The sequence below is a fragment of the Mesorhizobium sp. WSM4817 genome, from assembly GCF_055811135.1.
This window is the reverse complement of record NZ_JBVVQQ010000016.1, coordinates 6,073-28,326: the sequence shown is the minus strand read 5'-3', so window position 1 is coordinate 28,326 and position 22,254 is coordinate 6,073. Positions and strand designations below refer to the sequence as shown.

18 protein-coding genes are annotated in these 22,254 nt (G+C 61.5%); 13 read left to right on the top strand and 5 right to left on the bottom strand.

Annotated elements, in window-relative coordinates:
- Nucleotides 1–124 precede the first annotated feature (124 nt).
- From AC0L2K_RS21260 to AC0L2K_RS21245, 4 genes are all read left to right on the top strand, one after another.
- Complete coding sequence (locus AC0L2K_RS21260; RefSeq protein WP_128245108.1) at nt 125–1,138, top strand: amino acid ABC transporter substrate-binding protein; 1,014 nt, start codon at nt 125–127, stop codon at nt 1,136–1,138.
- 70 nt (nt 1,139–1,208) lie between these two features.
- A complete protein-coding gene (locus AC0L2K_RS21255) occupies nt 1,209–2,396 on the top strand; it encodes an amino acid ABC transporter permease (RefSeq protein WP_128244986.1) in 1,188 nt (395 codons plus the stop codon).
- A gap of 3 nt (nt 2,397–2,399) precedes the next feature.
- Complete coding sequence (locus AC0L2K_RS21250; RefSeq protein WP_287260364.1) at nt 2,400–3,539, top strand: amino acid ABC transporter permease; 1,140 nt, start codon at nt 2,400–2,402, stop codon at nt 3,537–3,539.
- Between the two features lie 167 nt (nt 3,540–3,706).
- Nucleotides 3,707–4,894 (top strand): MalY/PatB family protein, encoded by a 1,188-nt coding sequence (locus tag AC0L2K_RS21245; RefSeq protein WP_128244987.1) that lies wholly within the window; start codon nt 3,707–3,709, stop codon nt 4,892–4,894.
- Nucleotides 4,895–4,939: 45 nt separating this feature from the next.
- Here the strand turns inward: AC0L2K_RS21245 and AC0L2K_RS21240 are convergent, their stop codons facing one another.
- Nucleotides 4,940–5,818 (bottom strand): GNAT family N-acetyltransferase, encoded by an 879-nt coding sequence (locus AC0L2K_RS21240; RefSeq protein ID WP_023798462.1) that lies wholly within the window; start codon nt 5,816–5,818, stop codon nt 4,940–4,942.
- 256 nt (nt 5,819–6,074) lie between these two features.
- Here AC0L2K_RS21240 and argE point away from each other — a divergent pair, with 256 nt between their 5' ends.
- The 5 genes from argE to AC0L2K_RS21215 all read left to right on the top strand — a co-directional run bounded on the left by argE (nt 6,075) and on the right by AC0L2K_RS21215 (nt 11,217).
- The gene (argE, locus tag AC0L2K_RS21235) at nt 6,075–7,199 is read left to right on the top strand and encodes an acetylornithine deacetylase (protein ID WP_473532301.1); all 1,125 of its coding nucleotides are present in this window, start codon (nt 6,075–6,077) and stop codon (nt 7,197–7,199) included.
- A gap of 16 nt (nt 7,200–7,215) precedes the next feature.
- Nucleotides 7,216–8,139: a 2-hydroxyacid dehydrogenase gene (locus AC0L2K_RS21230; RefSeq protein ID WP_473532246.1), complete on the top strand. Its 924-nt coding sequence runs from the start codon at nt 7,216–7,218 to the stop codon at nt 8,137–8,139.
- A gap of 13 nt (nt 8,140–8,152) precedes the next feature.
- On the top strand, nt 8,153–8,509 hold the full coding sequence (locus AC0L2K_RS21225; RefSeq protein ID WP_023798459.1) for a cupin domain-containing protein: 357 nt from the start codon (nt 8,153–8,155) through the stop codon (nt 8,507–8,509).
- A 167-nt stretch (nt 8,510–8,676) separates the two neighbouring features.
- Nucleotides 8,677–9,720 (top strand): tartrate dehydrogenase, encoded by a 1,044-nt coding sequence (locus AC0L2K_RS21220; RefSeq protein ID WP_473532245.1) that lies wholly within the window; start codon nt 8,677–8,679, stop codon nt 9,718–9,720.
- 18 nt (nt 9,721–9,738) lie between these two features.
- A complete protein-coding gene (locus AC0L2K_RS21215) occupies nt 9,739–11,217 on the top strand; it encodes an NAD-dependent succinate-semialdehyde dehydrogenase (protein ID WP_473532244.1) in 1,479 nt (492 codons plus the stop codon).
- A gap of 566 nt (nt 11,218–11,783) precedes the next feature.
- Here the strand turns inward: AC0L2K_RS21215 and AC0L2K_RS21210 are convergent.
- The gene (locus tag AC0L2K_RS21210) at nt 11,784–12,473 is read right to left on the bottom strand and encodes a haloacid dehalogenase type II (protein ID WP_473532243.1); all 690 of its coding nucleotides are present in this window, start codon (nt 12,471–12,473) and stop codon (nt 11,784–11,786) included.
- A 321-nt stretch (nt 12,474–12,794) separates the two neighbouring features.
- Here AC0L2K_RS21210 and AC0L2K_RS21205 point away from each other — a divergent pair, with 321 nt between their 5' ends.
- Nucleotides 12,795–13,637, top strand: a complete 843-nt coding sequence (locus AC0L2K_RS21205) for a GNAT family N-acetyltransferase (RefSeq protein ID WP_473532242.1) — start codon at nt 12,795–12,797, stop codon at nt 13,635–13,637.
- 47 nt (nt 13,638–13,684) lie between these two features.
- Nucleotides 13,685–15,061 (top strand): aminotransferase class III-fold pyridoxal phosphate-dependent enzyme, encoded by a 1,377-nt coding sequence (locus tag AC0L2K_RS21200; protein WP_473532241.1) that lies wholly within the window; start codon nt 13,685–13,687, stop codon nt 15,059–15,061.
- A 40-nt stretch (nt 15,062–15,101) separates the two neighbouring features.
- Here AC0L2K_RS21200 and AC0L2K_RS21195 read toward each other — a convergent pair whose 3' ends face one another.
- The 3 genes from AC0L2K_RS21195 to AC0L2K_RS21185 form a co-directional block, all read right to left on the bottom strand.
- On the bottom strand, nt 15,102–15,578 hold the full coding sequence (locus tag AC0L2K_RS21195; protein ID WP_023798454.1) for an Lrp/AsnC family transcriptional regulator: 477 nt from the start codon (nt 15,576–15,578) through the stop codon (nt 15,102–15,104).
- 10 nt (nt 15,579–15,588) lie between these two features.
- Complete coding sequence (locus tag AC0L2K_RS21190; protein ID WP_473532240.1) at nt 15,589–16,662, bottom strand: tartrate dehydrogenase; 1,074 nt, start codon at nt 16,660–16,662, stop codon at nt 15,589–15,591.
- A 79-nt stretch (nt 16,663–16,741) separates the two neighbouring features.
- Nucleotides 16,742–18,067, bottom strand: a complete 1,326-nt coding sequence (locus AC0L2K_RS21185) for an NAD(P)/FAD-dependent oxidoreductase (RefSeq protein ID WP_473532300.1) — start codon at nt 18,065–18,067, stop codon at nt 16,742–16,744.
- Nucleotides 18,068–18,755: 688 nt separating this feature from the next.
- On the opposite strand from AC0L2K_RS21185, the gene AC0L2K_RS21180 reads away from it, so the two are divergent.
- Complete coding sequence (locus AC0L2K_RS21180; protein WP_023798451.1) at nt 18,756–20,420, top strand: ABC transporter ATP-binding protein; 1,665 nt, start codon at nt 18,756–18,758, stop codon at nt 20,418–20,420.
- Between the two features lie 38 nt (nt 20,421–20,458).
- Complete coding sequence (locus tag AC0L2K_RS21175) at nt 20,459–22,129, top strand: peptide ABC transporter substrate-binding protein (RefSeq protein ID WP_473524933.1); 1,671 nt, start codon at nt 20,459–20,461, stop codon at nt 22,127–22,129.
- Nucleotides 22,130–22,254 lie beyond the last annotated feature (125 nt).

Sequence of the window (22,254 nt, the reverse complement as noted above, 5' to 3'; positions counted from 1 at the left end):
CTGAAACCATTAAGAGTGCAGCCATTCTATGAGCAGACCTCATAGTCAACATGACGAGAATGAATTTGACCAATAATGAGGCCTGCGCAACCTTGGTGCTCCACCAAAAATAAGGGGAACCAAGATGCAAGCAATTCTCAAGGGTCTGGTCGGAGCAGCGGTAGGGCTCGTTGTATCCAACGCGTCCGCCGCGACTATCGAAAATGTCAAGAAGAACGGAGTTCTGACCTGCGGAACCAACTCAGCGACGGCCGGATTTAGCCTTCCAGACAATGAGGGCAAATGGACCGGGTTCGTGGTCGACTATTGTCGCGCTGTTGCAGCAGCGGTTCTGGGCGATGCGCAGAAGGTAAGGTTCATTCCGCTTACGCCGAAGGACCGGTTCACCGCGCTTCAGTCGGGCGAGATCGATATACTCGCACATAACGCAACCTGGACGTCATCCCGCGACACGTCTCTCGGAATACTTTTTGCGGGCACGTATTTCTACGATGGCCAGGGCTTCATGGTCCGCAAAGCGGAGAATATCGGTTCGGCCAAAGATCTGGATGGCGCGTCCATCTGCGTCACTCAGGGCACGACGACCGAGTTGAATCTCGCCGATTACTTCCGCTCGCATTCGATGACATACTCGACCGTCGGGTTTGCCGACGAAGAAGCCGTGGTAAAGGCCTACGACGAAGGTCGCTGCGACGTCCTCTCGGCCGACACGTCCACCTTGAATGCGTCGCGCCAGCGCATGGCGAAGGCCGACGACAGCGTCGTGCTTCCCGAACTTATCTCCAAGGAGCCACTTGGGCCTGCCGTGCGGCAGGGCGATGATCATTGGCTCAACGTGGCCAAATGGGCGCTCCTTGTCATGGTCGCTGCCGAAGAATTGGGAGTAACCTCTGAGAATGTCGATGAAATGAAGGCGTCGGACAACCCGAACATTCGCCGGCTGCTCGGAGCGGAGGGCAGCCTCGGAAAGGATCTCGGGCTTGGCGATAGCTGGTCCGTGGACGTTATCAAGCAGGTTGGCAACTATGGCGAAGTGTTCGATCGCAATATCGGCAAGGCCTCGCCGCTCAAGATGGAGCGCGGCCTGAACGCTCTTTGGAGTGAGGGCGGTCTCCAGTACGCCCCGCCGATCCGCTAGGCTGGGTTGGTCCACAAGACGCCAGCGATTGCGCCGGCGTCTTAGTCCACATCAACACAGGAACAGGGTCATGTCCGACGTGCTGCTCGCCGCGCCCTCGCGCAGGAGCCTGTCCTTGCACGACGCCAAGGTCCGCGGCATCGTCTATCAGCTTTTGCTGGCGGCCAGCCTGCTGGCTTTGGCCGTGGGCATTGCCGTTCAGACTGCGTCGAACATGAGGGCACGCGGGATTCCGCTGTCCTTCGGCTTCTGGAACGAGACCGCCGGCTTCGACATCAATCAGATACTGATCCCCTACGACACGCTCTCCACCTATGGCCAGGCGTTTTGGGTAGGTGTGGTCAACACCCTATATGTGAGCCTGCTTGGGATCGTCCTGGCCACAGTTTTGGGCTTTGTCGTCGGCATTGCCCGCCTGTCACCGAACTGGATCGTATCAAAGGTCGCGGCCTCCTATGTAGAGATCATACGCAACATCCCGTTATTGCTGCAGCTTTTGTTCTGGTACAATGCAGTCCTGAAAGCGCTGCCTGCGCCGAGGGCGTCGATCGAACTCCCCGGCGGCATCTATCTGAACAATCGCGGTCTCATCATTCCGGAAATCCAGCTCTACGCAGGAGCAGGTACCGTGGGACTTGCATTCCTGGCGGCCAGCTTCTTCTGCGTCGCTTTTTGGTCCTACGCCAGACGCGCACAGAACCGCACCGGAAAGCAGCTGCCCGTGCTTTGGGTCAGCCTCGCTGCCCTGATTGGACTGCCTCTGATCGTCTTCCTCCTGGTCGGTTCGCCGGTGTCGTTCGTGACGCCAGAGTTGAAAGGGTTCAATTACCGGGGTGGACACCAGCTTTATCCGGAGTTCGCGGCTCTTCTGATCGGTCTGTCCGTCTATACCGCTTCCTTTATCGCGGAAATTGTCCGCAGCGGGATCCAGGCTGTGCCGAAAGGCCAGACCGAAGCTGCCCATGCGCTCGGGCTTGCGCCGGGCAAAACGCTTCGCCTGGTCATTGTTCCGCAGGCACTGCGCATCATCATACCGCCCCTGACCAGCCAGTACCTGAATCTCACGAAGAATTCCTCACTCGCCGTGTTTATCGGCTACCCCGACCTCGTTCAGATTTTTGCGGGAACGGTGCTCAACCAGACCGGCGCCGCCGTCCAGGTGATGGCGATCACGCTGTCGGTCTATCTCGCGATCTCCCTCGTCATGTCGATGACCATGAACGCGTTCAATCAACGTTTCGCGATCGTCGAGAGGTGATGCATGAGCGGCCAGTCCCTGCATCCGCACCTCGTTAGTGCTCCGCTTCTGCCGCCTATGGCGCCGCCTTGTGGAATCCGGCCGAGCCCGGCGACCTGGATCAGAAAGAACCTGTTCTCGACGCCGTTCTCCGGCGTTCTGACGATCTGCTTCACAGTTCTCGCCGCATGGCTTTTGTATCAGTTCGCGAGTTTTGCAGTCTTGGATGCAGTCTGGGCCGGCGGACAGGAAGAATGCCGCGCCAACCCTGAGGGCGCGTGTTGGCCGTTCATCGTGGAGAAATTCGACTATCTCCGTTACGGGGCATATCCGGTTTCCGAGCGCTGGCGGGTGGACCTGACGCTGGCGATCGGCGCCGTGCTGATCGCCTGGCTGCTGTGGAAACGGGCGCCGCGGCGCAACGTGGCGGCGTTGCTGTTCTTTGTTGCCTACCCGGTCGTCGCCTTCGCGTTGTTGCGCGGTGTCGCGTCGCTCGATCTGCCGGTCATCGATACCGTCTTGTGGGGTGGGCTGCTCATTACTCTGCTCATGTCGATCGTGGGCATCGTCTTCTCGCTGCCGCTCGGTGTGCTTCTCGCGCTTGGCCGACGATCGGAGCTTCCCTTCGTCAGGGCAGTGTGTGTGATCTTCATCGAGGTCGTCAGGGGCGTGCCGTTCATCACGGTGCTGTTCATGGCGAATTTCATGATGCCGCTCTTCGTCCCCGACTATCTGACGCCCGATCGGCTGCTGCGTCCGCTGATTGCGATAGCGCTGTTCTCGTCCGCCTACATGGCCGAGGTGGTGCGCGCCGGCCTTCAAGCGATCCCCAAGGGGCAATATGAGGCGGCAAAGGCGCTCGGCGTCAGCTACTTCACCATGATCCGTCTGATCATCCTGCCGCAGGCGCTCACTATCGTTATCCCAGGCATCGTCTCTACCTTCATCGGGCTGTTCAAGGACACGACGCTGGTAGCGATCGTCGGCATTGCGGACTTCCTGAGAGCCGTCGAAACGGCGCGAGTCGACCCGAACTGGGCTGGGCCGACGATCTCTTCGACCGGCTATCTCTTCGCCGGGCTGGTCTACTGGATCTTCTGCTTCGGAATGTCCCGGTACTCGCACTCGATGGAGCGCGCGTTGGCGCGCGGCCACAAGAGCTAGGAAGCAGAGTATGCGACAGGCAGTTTCAGCAGCGAGGCACGTGGCGCAAATCCCCAAATAGCCCGCCAAAAGTTCGAGCAGCCGCGAGCGGCAAAAACCACACCCGGAAACCAGGCAATGGCTTGTGCAGAGCATCGCAACCTAAGATTGCGGAAAGAAATGTTGGAATGATCGACTTCGACAGGATCTATGACCGCCACCAGTTTGGGTCAGTCAAATGGGCCAATCAGTGGGACGAATTCTCGCCTCGGGTCGAGGGCGAAGATCTGCTTTCGCTGTGGACCGCGGACATGGATTTTCGCGCGCCTGAAACCGTCATCGCGCGGCTGCGGGAAGCGGCGGACCATGGAATCTATGGCTATACCCGCCGCGACCCCCGTCACTACGAGATTGTGCAATCATGGTTCGCGCGTCGGCACGGCTGGTCGCCGGCACTGGAATCGCTGCTGCCGGCGCCTGCGATCATGCCGTCGGTAGCCGCGATGCTTCGGACCTTCACGAAGCCCGGGGACGGGGTGATCGTGCAGTCTCCCATCTACTCGCCCTATTTCGAAGTGATTCAGGGGAACGGCAGGAAGCTGCTGGTCAACAGGCTAAGGTTGCAGGATAACCGATATGAACTCGACCTGGAGAACTTCGCGAAACTGGCAGCCGGCGCCAAGGCCTTCCTGTTGTGTAATCCGCACAATCCAGCTGGAAAGGTGTGGACGCGGAGGGAATTGACGGCGCTGAACGATGTCTGCGAGCGCTACGGCATCCTTGTCATATCCGATGACATCCATTGCGATATCAGATTGTCGGATCGCCCGCACATCGTCTTCTCGTCGCTCTGCGAGGATGCCGCGGAAAAGTCATTCATCTGCACAGCTCCAACGAAGACCTTCAATCTGGCCGGCGTGCCCTCCGCAACCGTGTCGGTGGCCAACAAGCAGCGGCGCGAGGCGCTTCTGGCCACCATGCAGGCATCGTTCATGGTCAATGCCAACTTCTTTGGACGGCTGGCGCTAGAGGTCGCCTACAGCACCGGCGCGCCGTGGCTGGATCAGCTGACGCGCTACATCGGCGGTAATGTCGATTTCGTCCTCAAGTTCGCCGAGGATCGCCTGCCGGGCATCACACCGATGCGGCCGGACGCTTCCTTCCTGGTGTGGCTGGATGCGCGCGGGCTCGATCGGAAGGTCGGAGGCGTTCAACGGTTTTTCGTCGACCGAGCCGGAGTCAATTTGTACGACGGGCGCGTCTATGGACCCGGCGGTGAAGGCTTCATTCGCCTCAATGTCGGTTGCCCTCGTCCGCTGTTGCGGAGAGGGCTCGAACGCATGTCCAGGGCGCTGGAGTCGTTGTGCGAGCGTTGACGGGACCGGAGCGGCCCTGCGGCATCGGCGACAGCGTGCTTGCATTCAGCTCCAGGCGTGGCTGGCCAATCCATAGACCCAGGGCCCGTTGCTTTCGCGGTTCAGAAAGCGGCGGCCTTTGGACATCGTCGTCACGGTCTCGGCAATGCCGAGGCCGCTCTGCTGCAGAAACTCGGCAAACACGCCATCCTTCTCGCGCGTATCGACGCGGGCGAATCGACCTGCCAGCTTCTTCAGATGGACGGCTGTGAGGTGGACCGCGTCCTGGTCGTTTCGGGCTATTGTGGGACCAATCACATGGCCGCGCCCGAACTCGCGACACATGGAATAGCCAACGACCTCGCCGCCGCGACTCAAAGTGGCGATCGAGGCATCCTCCGAGAGCAACGCAAGCAGCCTTGCACGGTTGGTCCCGAATGCGCGCGCGTCCAGTTCGGTGATCTCGCGAAGTCCGCCGCTGGGCAGATCACTTAATTCACCATCCGGAGCTGGCATTGGCGGGAGTTTTTGTGGGATCTCGCCCTGGCGCATGTAGACGATCGCCTCGTTCGTGAAGCCGAGCGACACATACAGGGGATAGGCGGCATGGGTGGCATTCAGGGCCAGATTGCGATCCCCGCACTGCTCGAGGACCTGGTCCATGAGCCATCGGCCGCCTCCCTGCGCCTGTGCGCGAGGCGTCGTGATCACCAGGCCGATGGTGGCAAAATCGTCCCCTTGGGGAAACCACATCGCGCTTCCGAAGACGCGCCCAATTCCGTCAACGGCGACGATGCCGTGGCCGGCGCGGCGCAACAAATCCCAGTCCTTGGGACGATGCGGCCAGCGGACCGAAATCGATAGTGCATGCAGCAGATCAACATCGACATCATTGATGTCTCGCGCGACCAGTTCAAAGGATTTCAGGCGTACTGATCTCTGCATCTCAGTCGATCCGCTCCTTCAACGAATGTCTTTTAACGAATGCCCAGCGCACGCGGTGTTAAATCCTGGCGCCGATAGCCATGTTTGCGACAGGCCTCATTTGCAGCAGCATTACAGGGGAACGCCAGCAGGTTTCGCTGGTTCGAGGCGTTTTTTCGCAATCTTCAGCCAAAGCACGACGCGATTCGGCAGGGAACACTGCTGCGCAGGGATAGGCTGGTCGCACCCGGTAACAGTGCAAGCAGAGCGGACCGCCATGAACGTGGAAGAAATCCTCGCGACCCTGATTGCATTTCCCTCCGTTGTGGGCACGCCAAACGGTGAGATCGTCGATTGGATCCGCGACTACTGTCAGGCAGCCGGAGCCGAGGTGACAGTTCTGCCCGGTCCCGAGGGCGACCGGTCCAACCTGTTCGTCACGGTCGGCCCGCGTGCCGGTCGGGGCTACGTCATCTCCGGACATATGGATGTCGTGCCGGCCGGCGAGCCGGAATGGAGCTCCGATCCGTTCGTCCTGCGTCGCGAGGGCGGCAGGCTTTACGGCCGCGGCACCACCGACATGAAGGGCTTTCTCGCCTGCGCATTGGCCGCGCTGCCAGGACTTGCGGCAATGAACCTGCGGCAGCCAGTCCATCTCGCATTCTCCTACGACGAAGAGGCGGGGTGCCGTGGTGTGCCGCATCTCCTGGCTGCGTTGCCGAGCCTGTGCGAGAGGCCGCTTGGCGCAATTGTCGGCGAGCCCAGCCGGATGCAACCTGTGCGTGCGCACAAGGGAAAGGCCGCGGCGCGGCTCGAGGTGATCGGGCGATCCGGCCATTCGTCACGCCCCGATCTCGGACTCAATGCCGTGCATGCCATGGCCGGCGTCATCTCGCACGCCGTGGCCTACGGCCAATCGCTCACGGGCGGCCCGCTCGATCAAAATTTCAAGCCCCCATACTCTTCCTTGCAGGTGGGTGTCATCGCCGGTGGACAGGCGGTCAACATCATCGCTGGCCACTGCACAGCCGATATCGAGGTGCGTGCCGTGCCGGGCGTTTCCCCAGCATCCCTGCTTGAGCCGGTCAAAGCCCGGCTTTTCGATCTGCGCGACAGCGGCTTCGAGGTGGCCTGGCACGAATTGAGTTCCTATCCCGCCCTTGCGCCGGCGGATGGGAGCAAGCTAGCGGCAGTCCTGACAGAGCTGACGGGGCAGGAGCCGCTCACGGCGGTCAGTTACGGCACTGAGGCCGGGCTTTATCAGCAGGCCGGTATCGATGCGATCATTTGCGGCCCTGGCGAAATTTCCCGCGCGCATCGTCCCAATGAATACATCGAGATCGGTGAACTTGCTGCCTGCCAGAGCATGATCGACGATCTCGGCGCGCGTCTCGCGGCCTGAGGGAAGGGCGGGTTCCATGGCATTTCTTTTCAACTCCGATGCGGCGCGTGCTGCGGTGTTCCGCGAGATTTTTGCGCGCGAACTCCCGGATCTGGAATTCTTCCATTCCGGCGATGAGTTGGAGCCGGACCAGGTGCGCTATCTCATCACCTGGACGGTGCCGGACGACATCTCCTGCTACCGCAACCTGGAAGTGCTGTTTTCGATCGGAGCCGGCGTCGACCAGTTCAAGCAGGACGTCGTGCCGAGCCATGTGAAGCTGGTGCGCATGGTCGAGGACGGCATCATCCGCATGATGCAGGAATACGTCGCGCTTGGCGTGTTGGCGCTCCACCGGGAGATGCCCGTCTATCTCGAGCAGCAGAAAAGGTGCCTCTGGCAACCGATTGCCGCTCGACGGGCGGCCGAGCGCCGGGTCGGCTTTCTTGGTCTTGGCATGCTGGCGCAGGCGGCTATCGAGCGCCTGATGCCATTCCAGTTTCCGCTTGCCGGGTGGAGCCGCAGCGAAAAGCGGATAGAGGGAGTCACCTGTTTTCACGGCGCCGATCAGTTGCCCCGCTTTCTGAAGCAGACGGATATTCTCGTCTGCCTGCTACCGCTGACGCAGGAAACCAGCGGCATTCTCGATGCAAAACTCTTCTCCTTGCTGCCAGCAGGGGCGCGCCTGCTGCATGTCGGCAGGGGTCCGCAACTCGACCAGGCCGCGCTGATCGACGCGCTCGACAGAGGCCACGTATCCGCGGCGATGCTTGATGTCACTGATCCGGAACCGCTCCCGGAAGACCATCCGCTGTGGTCGCATCCGAAGGTGATGATAACGCCGCACATTGCCTCGGTGACACAACCACATACGGCGGCGCAAGCCGCCGTCGACAACGTCCGGCGCCACCGCGCCGGCGAAGAACTGATCGGCCTCATCGATCGGACACTCGGCTACTAACCAGGAGACCCACATGTCACTGCTGACCACGATTGACACAAATCCCGCCTTCACGCCGAAGGAGGCATTGCCGCTGCCTGAGCGGCTCATTTCCGGCACTCCATCCTTCAAGAGTTGGGCGCAGGATGCCTCGAAAGGTGAGAAGGTTCTGACCGGCGTCTGGGAAGCCACCCCCGGCGAGACGCATTCGATCAAGGGCACCACCTACGAGTTCTGCCATATCCTGTCGGGCCTCATCGAAATCGAGGAGAAGGGCGGCGAGACCAAGACTTACCGCGCCGGCGACAGTTTCGTGATGAAGCCCGGTTTCGTGGGTGTCTGGCGCACGATCGAGACCGTGCGCAAGATCTACGTCTGCGTTTACGACTGAGTTCAGTGCTCAAGGTACGGCCGAGTAGAGCGCGCGGCGGTTCCAGAACAATCGACTATCCAAGTTCGGCCCGACGCGATTCGACGCTGTCGGGCCGCTCATTCTCGACGAAAAATGCGGCACGCGGTCCGCTATGGTTCCGCTAGTGCGAATGAGGACCTCGATCGATGAAGACCTATGACATAGCGCTCATCCCCGGCGACGGCATCGGCAAGGACGTGACCGGGGCGGCATGGCAGGTGATGCAGGCCGCGGCCAAACGGGGCGGTTTCGCCCTTGATGGCACACGCTTCCCATGGTCGTGCGCCTACTACCTGGAAACCGGCGCAATGATGCCGCCAGACGGCATCGAGACACTCCGAAAATTCGATGCGATCTATCTCGGCGCTGTAGGCTGGCCCGCGGAAGTACCCGACTCAGTATCGCTTCACGGACTGCTGCTGCCGATCCGGAAAGGGTTCACGCAGTACGCCAACATACGGCCGCACAGGCTGTTGCCGGGCGTTCAGGGGCCCCTCCGCTCCGATGGTTTCGACATCCTGTGCATTCGCGAGAATACGGAAGGCGAATATTCCGGCGCCGGCGGGCGCGTGCATTCCGGCACGGCCAATGAGGTCGCGATTGAGACGTCAATCTTCACGCGTGCCGGTGTCGAACGGATCATGCGTTTCGGTTTCGAACAGGCGCGGGCGCGCGGCAAGAAGCTCGCATCCGTGACCAAATCCAACGCCCAAAAGCATTCCATGGTTTTCTGGGATGAGGTCACGCGTGAGGTGGCGAAGGACTATGCCAATGTCGAGGTCTCGCACTACCACATCGACGCCATTGCCGCCCGCATGGTGCTGGCGCCGGAAAGCCTCGACGTGATCGTCGCCTCGAACCTGTTTGGCGACATCCTCACCGATATTGGAGCGGCCATTCAGGGCGGGCTGGGTTACGCCGCCTCCGCCAATATCAATCCCGATCGCAGTGCGCCTTCCATGTTCGAACCGGTCCACGGTTCGGCGCCCGACATCGCGCATCTCGGTGTCGCCAATCCGATCGCCGCGATCTGGTCCGGTGCGATGATGCTCGAGCATCTGGGCGAGGGGCATGCTGCGGCAGAAGTGATGTCGGCAATCGAGTCCATAACCGCGCGGGGCATTGGCACGATCGCAGGCAAGGACCGGACTGAAACAATCACGCAAGCCGTGCTTGCGGCGTTGAGCTGAAAGGGCAGAGGAAAGACCATGAATGCGATAACGAAGATTGGCACGTTTGACGATGCGGACCTGTTCCGCCAGCAGGCGTTGATTGACGGTGTGTGGCGGGAAGCGGATACAAAGGCCGCCGTCGAGGTCACCAACCCTGCCACCCTGGCCGTTCTTGGCAGCGTTCCCGATATGGGCGGCGACGACGCCAGGGCCGCTATCGCTGCTGCGGCCGAGGCATTCAAAAGCTGGAAGAAGACGACCCATGCCGAGCGTGCGAGATTGCTGGAGCGATGGCACGACCTCATTCGCCAGCACGAACAGGATTTGGCGCTTCTGCTGACGCTGGAACAGGGTAAGCCGCTTGCCGAGGCGTCGGCGGAAATCCGCTACGGCGCATCTTTCGTGAAATGGTTTGCGGAGGAGGCGCGCCGCATCGGTGGCTCGACCATTCCGTCACCCACCGCTGATCGACGCATTCTGGTTCTCAAGGAAGCAGTCGGCGTCTGTGCCATCATCACGCCGTGGAATTTCCCCAACGCGATGATCACGCGCAAAGTAGCACCGGCGCTGGCCGCCGGCTGCACGGTTGTCATCAAGCCGTCGGAATTTACGCCATTCTCGGCGCTGGCGCTCGGCGTCCTGGCGGAGCGGGCGGGCATCCCGGCAGGCGTTATCAACATCGTGACCGGCATGCCGGGCGAGATCGGCAAAGAACTGATGGCCAACGAGACGGTGCGCAAGATCTCGTTCACCGGTTCGACCCGCGTCGGTGCGCTGCTCATGCGTGGCGCGGCCGATAGCATCAAGCGGCTGAGCCTGGAGCTTGGCGGCAACGCGCCCTTTATCGTCTTTGACGACGCCGATCTGGATAACGCAGTTGAAGGGGTGATCGTATCCAAGTTCCGCAATGGCGGTCAAACCTGCGTTTGCGCGAACCGGATTCTCGTGCAGGAAGGCGTTTACGACGCGTTCGCCGAAAAGCTGAGCCAGCGCGTCACGCGGATGAAGGTTGGCGCGGGGACCGACGAGGGCACTGAGATCGGCCCGATGATCAACACGGCCGCGATCGACAAGATCGAGCGTCACATTGCGGATGCGAAGAAGAAAGGCGCGCAGATCCTCGCCCAAAGCGAGGCAGTGCCCGACGGCAGGCAATATGCGCGGCCCGTCGTCCTGGGGGAGGCTACTACCGAGATGCTCCTGGCATCGGAAGAGACCTTCGGTCCGGTGGCGCCGCTTTTTCGCTTCGAGACGGAGGAAGAGGCCATCACCATCGCGAACGCTACGCCGTTCGGCCTTGCCGCCTACTTCTACACCGACGACCTCAAGCGGTCATGGCGTGTCGCCGAGGCGCTGGAGTTCGGCATGGTCGGGCTCAACACAGGCCTGATCTCGACCGAGGTTGCGCCTTTCGGCGGTGTCAAGCAGTCAGGAGTGGGGCGGGAAGGATCGCAACTCGGGATCGAAGAATATCTCGAGGTCAAGACGCTCCACGTCGGCGGGTTGAACCAGTAGGCTTTGCCGGAGTCGCAACAGCGAACTAAAGCGCGTCGCGTTTTGACCGGCCTCATGCGACGCGCTTTAGGTTGTTGTTTATGCTGTCGCTATCGCAAAACCGCTGCACACCCTCGGTCAGGCCCAGGGTCAGCCCGAGGGCATCCCTTTGCGCGACATGCATTGGAACACAGTCCCCTTTTCAGCGGCCGATCTTCAGTGGCAATCGCAAACCTCCGGGATTAGCCGAAGCATCCCTCCACTTCGGTCGAGTAGAGGCGATGGGCGACCATCGCCTCTACCTCGACCGAAGTCGTGGTGGCTTATGCCAATCGCCAGCGTTGGAGATTTGGCTGCCCGACCGTCAGGCAGCGAAGGTCCAACCGCCGTATGGATGCCAGGGTCTACGCCGCGTCGCTTCGCTCCTTGCTCCGCCCTTGGACGACGAGCGAGGGGTGGTTCGGTCAATCCCAGGGCCGAGGGCATGCTTTGCGCGACATGCATCAGCAATGAGAAAGGGGCGGTCGAAACCGCCCCTTTCTCATTTCGATACTTCGGAGGCCGCGATGGCCGGAGGCCCGCCAGCCTCAAGCAACTTCCCGAACGGGCTCCAGGCCGACCGCGGCGGCCAGCCCGCCGATATCCTTGATCTCGGTATATTCGTAGAAGGGGTTTGCAGGCTCGTGGCCGCGGTTCACCCACACCTTGCTCTTGATGCCGAGATCGTAGGCGGTCATCAGATCGTAGCGGAATGAGGAGGAGACATGAGTGATGTCCTCCGGGCCGCAGCCGAGCTTGTCGAGCATGTATTCAAAGCCCTTCATCAGCGGCTTATAGGCGCCAACCTCTTCGGCGGTGATGACGGTGTGAAAGGGCGCGCCGAGCTTCTCCACATTCGACATGATCAGGCTGTTCATGGAGTTGGACAGGATCACCAGTGGGATTTCCTTGGCGACCTTGGCCAGTCCCGCCGGGACGTCGGGGTGCGGACCCCAGGTCGGCACTTCTTCATAGATGCGTTGGGCATCTTCGGGTTTGAACTGGATACCGATGCGCTTGCAGCTGCGTTCGATGGAATTCTGCACCACCTCGAGGAAGGGTTTCCATGGCCCCAGCACCTCGTCAAGGCGATAGCCTCTAAAAGCCTCCACGAAGCTGGCCATTGCCTCTGGGGAGAGGCGCTCGCCGTAGACGCGCCGCGCGGCACCGGCCATATCGAAATTGGTGAGCGTGCCGTAGCAGTCGAAGGTGATGTATTTCGGTCTGAACGTCGACATGGCGACAATCCTCCTGGTTTTTCTCGGCACAGCGTGCCTGTACCACAATCACCATAGTCGGAGATCTGGAAGACTAACGGCCGCATTCGCGGCGACCTGAAGCAGATCGTTTCGTATTGCATCGTCGGTTTGGCAGAGAGTTGCGCCAGGTGTCCTATCGAGCTTTGGGAGCAGCGCGGCCTGTCGGCCATGCTTCGGCAGAAGATGCGGCGCGAGCGGCGAAGGATAGTGAAAACGCTTGGCGCATGGCTGCCGGTCGGGAGGAACTGCTGTCTTTAGTGGTCTACCGTCAGCACTGAAGACGAAGGCCGGAAATTCTTAATGACCACACAACAGATCATTCTTGAAGAGATGACACCGGGGCACCTGGAAGGTGCTGTCGAGTTGTCTCGCCAGGTTAAATGGCCGCATCGCCGCGAGGATTGGGAGTTGGTCCAGTCGGTCAGCCGGGGGATCGTCGCTCTGGAAGAAGAACGCGTGGCGGCGACCATCATGATGACCCCCTACGGCGACAAAGCCGCCGCCATCAACATGGTGATCGTCGATGCGGCCATGCGCGGCCGCGGACTCGGCCGAAAGATGATGGAAGAGGCGCTTGCCAAGGCGGGTGAGCGCACCTGTTGCCTGACGGCGACACAGGAAGGCCTGCCGCTCTATGAGAAGCTGGGCTTCGTCACGACTGGCGAGATCGTGCAGCATCAGGGCGAGGCGTTGGCAGTTTCGGCGCCGGCCCGTGTATCCTGGGCAGAGAGCGGCGATCTTGCCCGCCTCGAGGTGCTGGATCGCGAGGCATTTGGCCATGACCGTTCGGCGCTGATGAGGCGGCTTTTCGAGCGCGCGAAGTTCGCTGTCATTCGCGATGACGGCGATATCCAGGCCTTTTCCGCCATCCGGCCATTCGGCCGGGGGCTGGTCATCGGCCCGGTGGTGGCGAGAAACGGTACCGAGGCCAAGGCACTGATCGACTTTCTGCTCGCCCATCATCAGGGCAAGTTCGTCCGTGTCGATACCGACGTCTCAACGGATCTTGCTGAATGGCTCACCGGGCGCGGCCTCGCGCACGTCGGCGGTGGGATCACGATGCGACGCTCCATGGCCACGCACAGGGAAAGCAAGCCGGCGCATCATCGCACATATGCGTTGGTCAGTCAGGCACTTGGTTAAATCAGGCACTCGGTTAAATCAGGCACTCGGTTGAATCGGAGGAAGAAATGCTGGCAAATTCACTGATCGAACTCGATCGCGCACATCTGGTTCACCCGTTTTCATGCTATCGGAGCCACGAGGAGACGGGCGTGCGGGTGCTCAAATCCGCCAAGGGCGCAACGGTGACCGATGCAAGCGGGAAAACCCTGCTGGACGGATTCGCCGGTCTATGGTGTGTAAACCTCGGCTACGGCCAGGAAAGTATCGTTGAAGCAGCCGCAAAGCAGCTGAGAGAGCTTCCCTATGCCACGGGATATTTCGGGCTGGGGTCCGAGCCTGCCATTCGCCTTGCTGCCAGGCTTGCCGAACTGGCGCCCGGCGATTTGAACCATGTCTATTTCACGCTTGGCGGCTCCGACGCAATCGACAGCACGATCCGCTTCATTCGCTATTACTACCATGCCAAGGGCACGCCGCAGAAGGACCAGTTCATCTCGGTCGAGCATGGCTACCATGGCTCCTCGACGGCTGGATCAGGCCTGACCGCGATTCCGGCTTTCCATGCGGGTTTCGGCGTGCCTTACGACTGGCAGCACAAGATTCCCTCGCACTACGCCTATCGCAATCCGGTCGGTTCCGACCCGCAGGCGATCATCGATGCATCGGTCGCGGCCCTGCGCGCCAAAATCGCGGAACTCGGCGCGGGCCGCGTTGCGGCCTTCTACGCCGAACCCATCCAGGGTTCGGGCGGTGTCCTCGTTCCACCGACAGGTTGGCTGAAGGCTCTGCACGCCGTGTGCAAGGAACACGATATCCTGTTCGTTGTCGACGAGGTCATCACTGCCTTTGGCCGCACCGGCCCCCTCTTCGCCTGTGAGGAAGACGAGGTCGTGCCGGATCTCATGACCACGGCGAAGGGACTGACCTCGGGCTACGTGCCGATGGGGGCCGTCTTCATCTCGGACCATGTGTACAATACGATCGCAGACGGAGCCGGCAAAGCGCCTGTCGGCCATGGCTATACTTATTCGGCCCATCCCGTGAGCGCGGCAGTCGGGCTCGAATGCCTGCGTCTCTACGAAGACAGCTTGCTCGAGAATGGGCGCAAGGCCGGCAAGCGCTTGATGGCAGGCCTTCGCTCGCTCGCCGACCACCCGCTGGTTGGCGACATTCGCGGCCGTGGCATGCTGGCAGCAATCGAGTTGGTCACCGACAAGGAGCGCAAGACGCCGCTGCCGCCGGCGGCCGATCCGGGGCGCCGCATCTTCGAGCGCGCGTGGGCGAACGGCCTTGTCATCCGCGCCTTCAACAACGGCATTCTCGGCTTTGCGCCGCCGCTCTGCTGCACCGATGACGATATTGATGGAATCCTCGAACGCACCCGGATGACCCTGGATCAAACCCTCGAGGACCAGGACGTGCGGTCGGCGATGAAGGGATGATCGTCCAGGCTGCCGCCGCGTGCGCGCGGCAGCCTCTTTCTCATCTGTCGAATATCGCGTCGAGAGGCAAATGGGATTTGACGATCGGTGACTTCAGCACGACGAAGCTGAAATATTTGTCGATTCCGATATCCAGTTCGATCATGCGCTCCATGATCGTCTGGTACTCGCTGATGCCCGCTGTGACAAACTTCACAAGATAGTCGTAACCGCCTGAAACCAGGTGGCATTCGATAACAGAATCGACCTTCTGGATTGCGGTGAGAAATCTCGCGAAGTCGTTCTGTTGATGGTGCTTGAGCGTGACTTCGGTGAAGATCGTCAGAGTCTGCCCGAGCTTGGACACATCGATCTGGGCGGAATAGCCGGTGATGAAGCCTTCCGTCTGAAGCTTCTTCACCCGCATCAGGCAAGGGCTCGGTGAAAGGTTCACGAGGTCGGCGAGCTCGACATTCGTGACCCGCCCGTTCTTCTGCAGTTGGGATAAGATCTTGATGTCGATCTTGTCGAGCTTCATTGGAAACCTGTCAAACGTTGGAACCGCGGATCGTCCGGCAGACGGCGTCCGTCACCTCCTGCGTGGTCGCTGTCCCTCCGACGTCCGGCGTCAGCACGCCCTCACGCGTCACCGATTCCACAGCGTTCATCAACCGGGCGGCCGCTGCGCTCTCGCCCAGATGTTCGAGCATCTGGGCAGCGGTCCAGAAGGTGGCGACCGGGTTGGCAATACCCTTGCCGGCGATGTCGAATGCCGAGCCGTGAATTGGCTCGAACATCGAGGGATAGCGCCGCTCGGGATCAATGTTGGCGGTCGGTGCAACGCCGAGACTGCCCGCGAGCGCCCCCGCAAGGTCCGACAATATGTCGGCGTGAAGATTGGTGGCGACGATCGTATCAAGGCTCCGAGGTTTCAACGTCATACGCACTGTCATAGCATCGACCAGCATCTTGTCCCAGGCGACGTCCGGGAATTCCGGCGCCACCTCGGCTGCGATTTCGTCCCACATTACCATGCCGTGACGCTGCGCGTTCGACTTTGTGACAACTGTCAGGAGCTTTCGCGGCCGTGACTGCGCCAGCCGGAATGCATAGCGCATGATGCGAGTGACGCCGACGCGCGTGAAGATCGCGACCTCGGTTCCGACCTCCTCGGGGAGGCCGCGATGGGCTCTGCCGCCGTGGCCCGAATACTCGCCCTCGGAATTCTCCCGCACGATCACCCAATCCAGATCGCCAGGGCCAACGCCCGCCAGCGGCGAAACAATACCGGGCAATATCCTGGTCGGCCGCACGTTCGCGTATTGATCAAAGCCCTGGCAAATCGGCAGCCGGAGGCCCCAGAGGGTGATATCGTCGGGCACATCGGGAGCGCCTACCGCGCCAAAGAAGATAGCGTCGAAGCGCTTCAGTTGCGCCACCCCATCTTCGGGCATCATCCGACCATGCGCCTTGTAGTAGTCTGAGCCCCAGTCGAAGTGCTGGACGCGCAGCTTGAAGTCGCCGCAGCGCCGCTGCAGAGCCTCAAGCGCCTGGAGTCCGGCGGCAATGACCTCTGGGCCGATCCCGTCGGCAGGAATGGCGGCAATCTCATATTCGCGCATCGTCACTTTCCCTTCAGTGCTGGCCGCCTCGCGCCCTCGATCTCGTGTGCGACCTGATGTAGCTTGGCAAACGGTCTTCTCAGAATTCAGCGACCTTGCCCCACGCAGCTGTCTTCAGACGCTCCGGCCTATAGGGACGCGGATCGACGATCGGCTCGCTGCCGGTGATGATATCGGCGATCATATGTCCAGCGCCGGGGCCGATCCCGAAGCCGTGGCCGCTAAATCCCGCGGCGAGAAGAAAGCCCGGAATCCCCTCCACTTCACCAATTGCCGGGACGCCATCGGGCGTGCTGTCGACATAGCCCGCCCAAGCATGAGAAATCGCGACGCGCTGGAACTCGGGCAGCAATTCGCAGGCTCTTTGATAGGTCAGGCGAATCTGCCTCATGTCAGGTGTGGGGTCGAGAACCCGATTCCGTTCCATTTGTGTCACGTCGTCAAGTACCCATCTCCTCAGGCTTTCATGTCCTTGACGCCAGCCCTCGAACGCTCCCGGGGCCAGACTGCGCCAGCGGCGGGCGAACATGGGCACGAACTCGCGGCTGAACCTGAGCTGCTGCGGCGTTGGATCGACTCGCGCCCGCCCGCTGATCGCCAGCGCGTATCCGCCGTTGCTGCGCCGCGTCAACGAGACGCGCGCGGTATGCAGGGCATCCGGCAGGCCTTCTGCTCCCGGCGCTACGGCTAGAATGGACTGACGCACGGCAGCTTGCGGGAAACGGATACCAAGCTGGTTGCAGAAGGAAGAAGCCCACGCGCCTCCGGCCATGACCACGGTCGTTGTGCGGATGGTTCCGGCTTCTGTAACGACGCCGCTGACCCGGCCGGCGCTCAGTTCCAGCCCGCGCGCCGCGCAATTTTGATGCACGGTGCCGCCGGCCGCCATGATGCCGCGCGCGGCAACCGGCACCGCCTTCGATGGATCCGCCGTTCCGTCAGTTGGCGAGAACACGCCGCCTTTCCATTTGCGGCCGGTGGCCTTGCCCCGTTCGGTGGCTTCTTCTGCGCTCAGCACATGCGTCGTGACGCCAACCGTCCTTGCGAAATCGCGCCACTTTGCCCAGCCTGCCAACTCGTTTTCGTCCTGCGAGAGATAGAGCAGGCCGCAGCGGCGGAAGCCGGTGTCCTCGCCGGTCTCCTGCGCCACTTTTTCCCAGAGATCGAGGCTCTTGGTTGCCATCGGCAACTCGCGTGCGTCACGGTTCTGCTGACGGCACCAGCCCCAGTTGCGGCTGGACTGTTCGGCGGCAACGCGCCCCTTCTCCAGCAGGGCAACGCTGATGCCGCGGCGTGCGAGATAATAGGCCGTGAATACGCCGACCACGCCGCCGCCGATGACGACGACGTCCGCCTCGCGAGGCAGGGATGGGCTGGACTCGATGTGAATGAGCGGCGCGGGCATGGATGGGACTCCGTAAATTTGAAGCATCCTAACCTGCGGCCCGCAGAGGCAGGCTGCGGAGTCCATGCCTGGACGGAATTTCCTGCGGTTTGCAGCCCTTGGAACAGGCAATTGTTGCCGAAAAAGCGCTCGCTGGCCCCAACCTCGTAGGGGCAAGCAGGAGTACACTTCATCCAGTCGCGCGATCTGCGGCATGGGCTTTTCGGGACGCGGCGCGCAGTGACGCAAGGCCTGTCGCGCACAAATCAGCGGAAGAAGGACCTGGTTGTCTGATCCCGGTTTTCTGCGCCGGAACGGGAGCAGAGTGAAATGCCGAACCTGACGTTCTTTTCAGAAGTTCCTGCCGCCCGAGGGCCAAATTTCGACGACTATGCGGATACAGAACAGTCAAACTGGCTGAAAGAACGGAGCACCCTTCCTTATAACGGGTAAGCTCCAGAGGACTTCCGATAGGCAGGGCTTACGCCTTCGGAGAGTTCTCCAAGAAAAGGGAACAGTGTCCGGTACACGGACCGAATTTCATCAAGGGAGCCGCCAGGATGAGCAGAATCCGTCTCTCGCAGCCTCAGCGCTCGAAGCGCCGAGATGACTAGACGACGGTCGCTATGGTGAGGCGCTTCTGCTCAAAGCGCGATGATGCGGTCCGCAACAGCGTGGACCCGCTCGGTTCAAACGGGAGATGATCGCAATGGTAGCCACGATCCAGCCTGTAGCCCTCCACGATGTGGCGCTTTCGGTGCGCGACCTCACGGTGAATTTGCCGAAAGGCATGGAGCGGACCCATGCCGTCGAGAACATCTCGTTTGATCTGAAACGCGGCCAGATTCTGTGCGTCATTGGCGAGTCCGGATCCGGCAAGTCGGTCACCGCCAACGCCATCATGGGGCTGCTGCCCAAGGTGATCCGTCTCTCCTCGGGCGCCATCCACCTCGATGGGACGAACATCGTGGGCATGCCGCAGGACAAGCTGCGCAGCCTGCGCGGCCGGGTGGTGTCGATGATCTTCCAGGACCCGCTGTCGGCGCTCAATCCGCTGATGACCGTGGGCGCGCAGATCGACGAGGTCATGGCGGCGCACGGCGTCGGCACTCCGAAATCGCGTCGCGGCCGCGCTGTCGAGTTGCTGACCGAGGTGGGACTGCCGGACCCGCAACTCATGTACCACCAGTATCCGTTCCGCCTCTCCGGCGGGCAGCGGCAGCGGGTGATGATCGCCATGGCGCTGGCGCTTGAACCGACGATCCTGATCGCGGATGAACCGACGACGGCGCTCGACGTGACCACACAGGCACAGATTCTGGAGCTGATCCGCGACATTCAGCGCCGCAAGGGAATGAGCGTCATGTTCATCACTCACGACTTCGGCGTGGTGGCCGAGATCGCAGACAGCGTCGTCGTGATGGAGAAGGGCCACATCGTCGAGCAGGGTAGCGCTCAACAGGTCCTGAAGTCGCCTGGCCATCCCTACACAAGGCGCCTTATCGCAGCCGTCCCGCACCTGACCGGCGAGAACCGCGTTCCTCTGGAGACGGCCGACAAAGCGCCGATCCTGAAGGTCGAAGGCCTGATGAAGACCTACCGAAGCGGCAGTTCCCTGTTCAGCGCGCAGCGCGTCGTGCCCGCGGTCAACGAGGTCTCGTTCGATCTGGCGCCCGGGCGCACGCTGGGCGTTGTGGGCGAAAGCGGTTCCGGCAAATCATCGCTTGGTCGGCTATTGATCAAGCTGCTGGACAGCGACGGCGGCGGGATTCTGTTCGAGGGTCGCGACATCGCCAAGCTTTCCGAAGCCGAATTCCGCCCGCTGCGGCCGCGGGTCCAGATGATCTTCCAGGATCCGTTCGCCTCGCTCAACCCGCGCTCGACGATCGGCCACATCCTCACCGTTGGCCCAGTCGCGCACGGCACGCCCTATGCCCAGGCGCGCGAAGAGGCGAGGGCGCTCCTGGCCCATGTCGGCCTCGATGCCGGCGCCTTTGATCGCTTTCCGCATGAATTTTCCGGTGGGCAGCGCCAGCGCATCGGCATCGCTCGGGCACTGATGTTCAAGCCGAAGCTGCTGATCGCCGATGAGGCGGTGTCGGCGCTCGACGTATCGATCCAGGCCCAGATCCTGCAGCTGCTCGACCAGATCCAGCGGGAGACCGGCGTGTCGATGATCTTCATCACCCACGACCTGCGCGTCGCCAGCCAGATCTGCGACGAAATCGCGGTGATGCAGAAGGGGCGGATCGTTGAACGCGGACCGCCATCGCAAATCTTCCTCGACCCGCAATCAGCCTACACACGTGAGCTGGTGGCGGCGATTCCTGGAGAGCAGCCGGGAACGACCCGCCCGGTTGCAGCAAACGGATAATAGCCACGGCGGACACCGCCAAAACAAGGGGAATTCCAATGACTGAACGCTCAAGCACCAAATCAAACTACTCGCGACGCGATGCACTCCGGTTGATGGCGATAGGCGGGGCGGCAGGCCTCATTGCGCCCAATCTGTTGGGCAAGCCTGCCTTCGCCCAGAACCCGCCAGCCAGCCCAACTGGCCGCGTCGTCGTCGGTCTGTCGCAGGAGCCCACCGTATTCAATCCGTTGATGCCGCATATCGAGGTCGACGACGCTGTGCATTTCTCGCTTTTCGATGCGCTCTTCCGCATGGATCCCAAAGGCGTTCTTCAGCCCAATCTTGCGGTCGAAGTGCCAAGCCAGAAAAACGGCGGCATTTCAGAGGACGGTCTCAAGTGGCACATCCGCCTGCGTGACGATGTCCGCTGGCACGACGGCAGGCCCTTCACGGCTGAGGATGTGAAATTCACCCTTGAGCTCATCACCAATCCGAAATTCCGGGCGTGGCGCACGGCCGGCCATTCGCTGGTGCGCGATATCAAGGTGGTCTCGCCGACCGAGCTCACCTGGCGGATGGAGGAGGCTTTCGCCCCCTATTTGTCGTTTCTCGCCGAAACCTTCATGGTTCCCAAGCACATACTCGAAAAGGAGGCCGACCCCAACGCCGCCGCCTTCAATCAGGCGCCTGTCGGCACTGGCGCATTCAAGTGGGCGCAGCGCGTTGCCGGCGATCATATCGAACTCGTCGCGAACGCGGATTATGCCGGGGAGGGCCCCTATTTGGAGCGGCTCGTCTTCAAATACATCCCCGACATGACGGTGCTCTACACCCAGTTCAAGAGCGGCGACATCGATCTTGTCGACCAGGCATTCATAACCGCCGACCACTACGCGGAAGCCAGCACACTATCGGATCGTGTGGTCAAGCTGGAGCCTGGGGCATCGGTCGAGTCGATCTATCTCAATCTTGAGAAGCCGCAATTCAAGGACCCGGCGGTCCGCCAGGCGCTCTACGCGGCAATCGACAGGAAAGCGATCCTCGAAGCACTTTATTACGGGATCCACAAACCCACCGAGACGTTCATGCCGCAGAATTCCTTCTACTACAATCCGAACCTGCCGGCACAGGAGTTCAACCTCGAGCGCGCGGGGCAGATCCTCGACGAGGCCGGCTGGGTACCCGGAGCCGATGGAATACGGGTGAAGGACGGGGTGCGCCTGTCGTTCGCCAACTCCACCACCTCCGGGAACCACTTGCGCGAGCAGACGCAGCAGTTCCTGCAGCAGACATTTGCCGAGATCGGCGTGGAGATGACCATCTCGAACCTTCCGGCCGCCGTCATGTGGGGCGATTTCTGGCTCAAATCGCAATTTGAGTCAGCCATCTCCGGTGTAACCAATCTCATCGCGGGCGACCCCGATGTTTCCAACCGCCTGCACAGCAAGGCGATCGTCGCCAAGGGCGGAAAGGGCTCGAACACCGGCCAATACTCCAACCCGGAGGTCGATGCGCTGCTCGAGAAGGGCGCGCGCACCTTCGATCGGGAACAGCGGCGCGCCATCTATCTGCGCGTGCAGGAAATCGTTCGTCAGGATCTGCCGTTCCTGCCTCTGTTTGCCTCCACCAACGTGTTCGGCCGCAAGGAAGGGCTGGAGGGTTTCCAGGCAAATTCCAACACCCGCGTCGCATCCTGGCATGCCGCCGGATGGCATTGGAAGGCCTGACATCCATACGCCGCGGGCCCCCCCCCGCGGGGGGGGGGGCCCCCCGCGGGGGGGGAATATGGGGGGGGTTAATATCGGGGTGGTGGGGAAACCCCGCGAACCACCCCCCCACCAGAGGCCGGGGG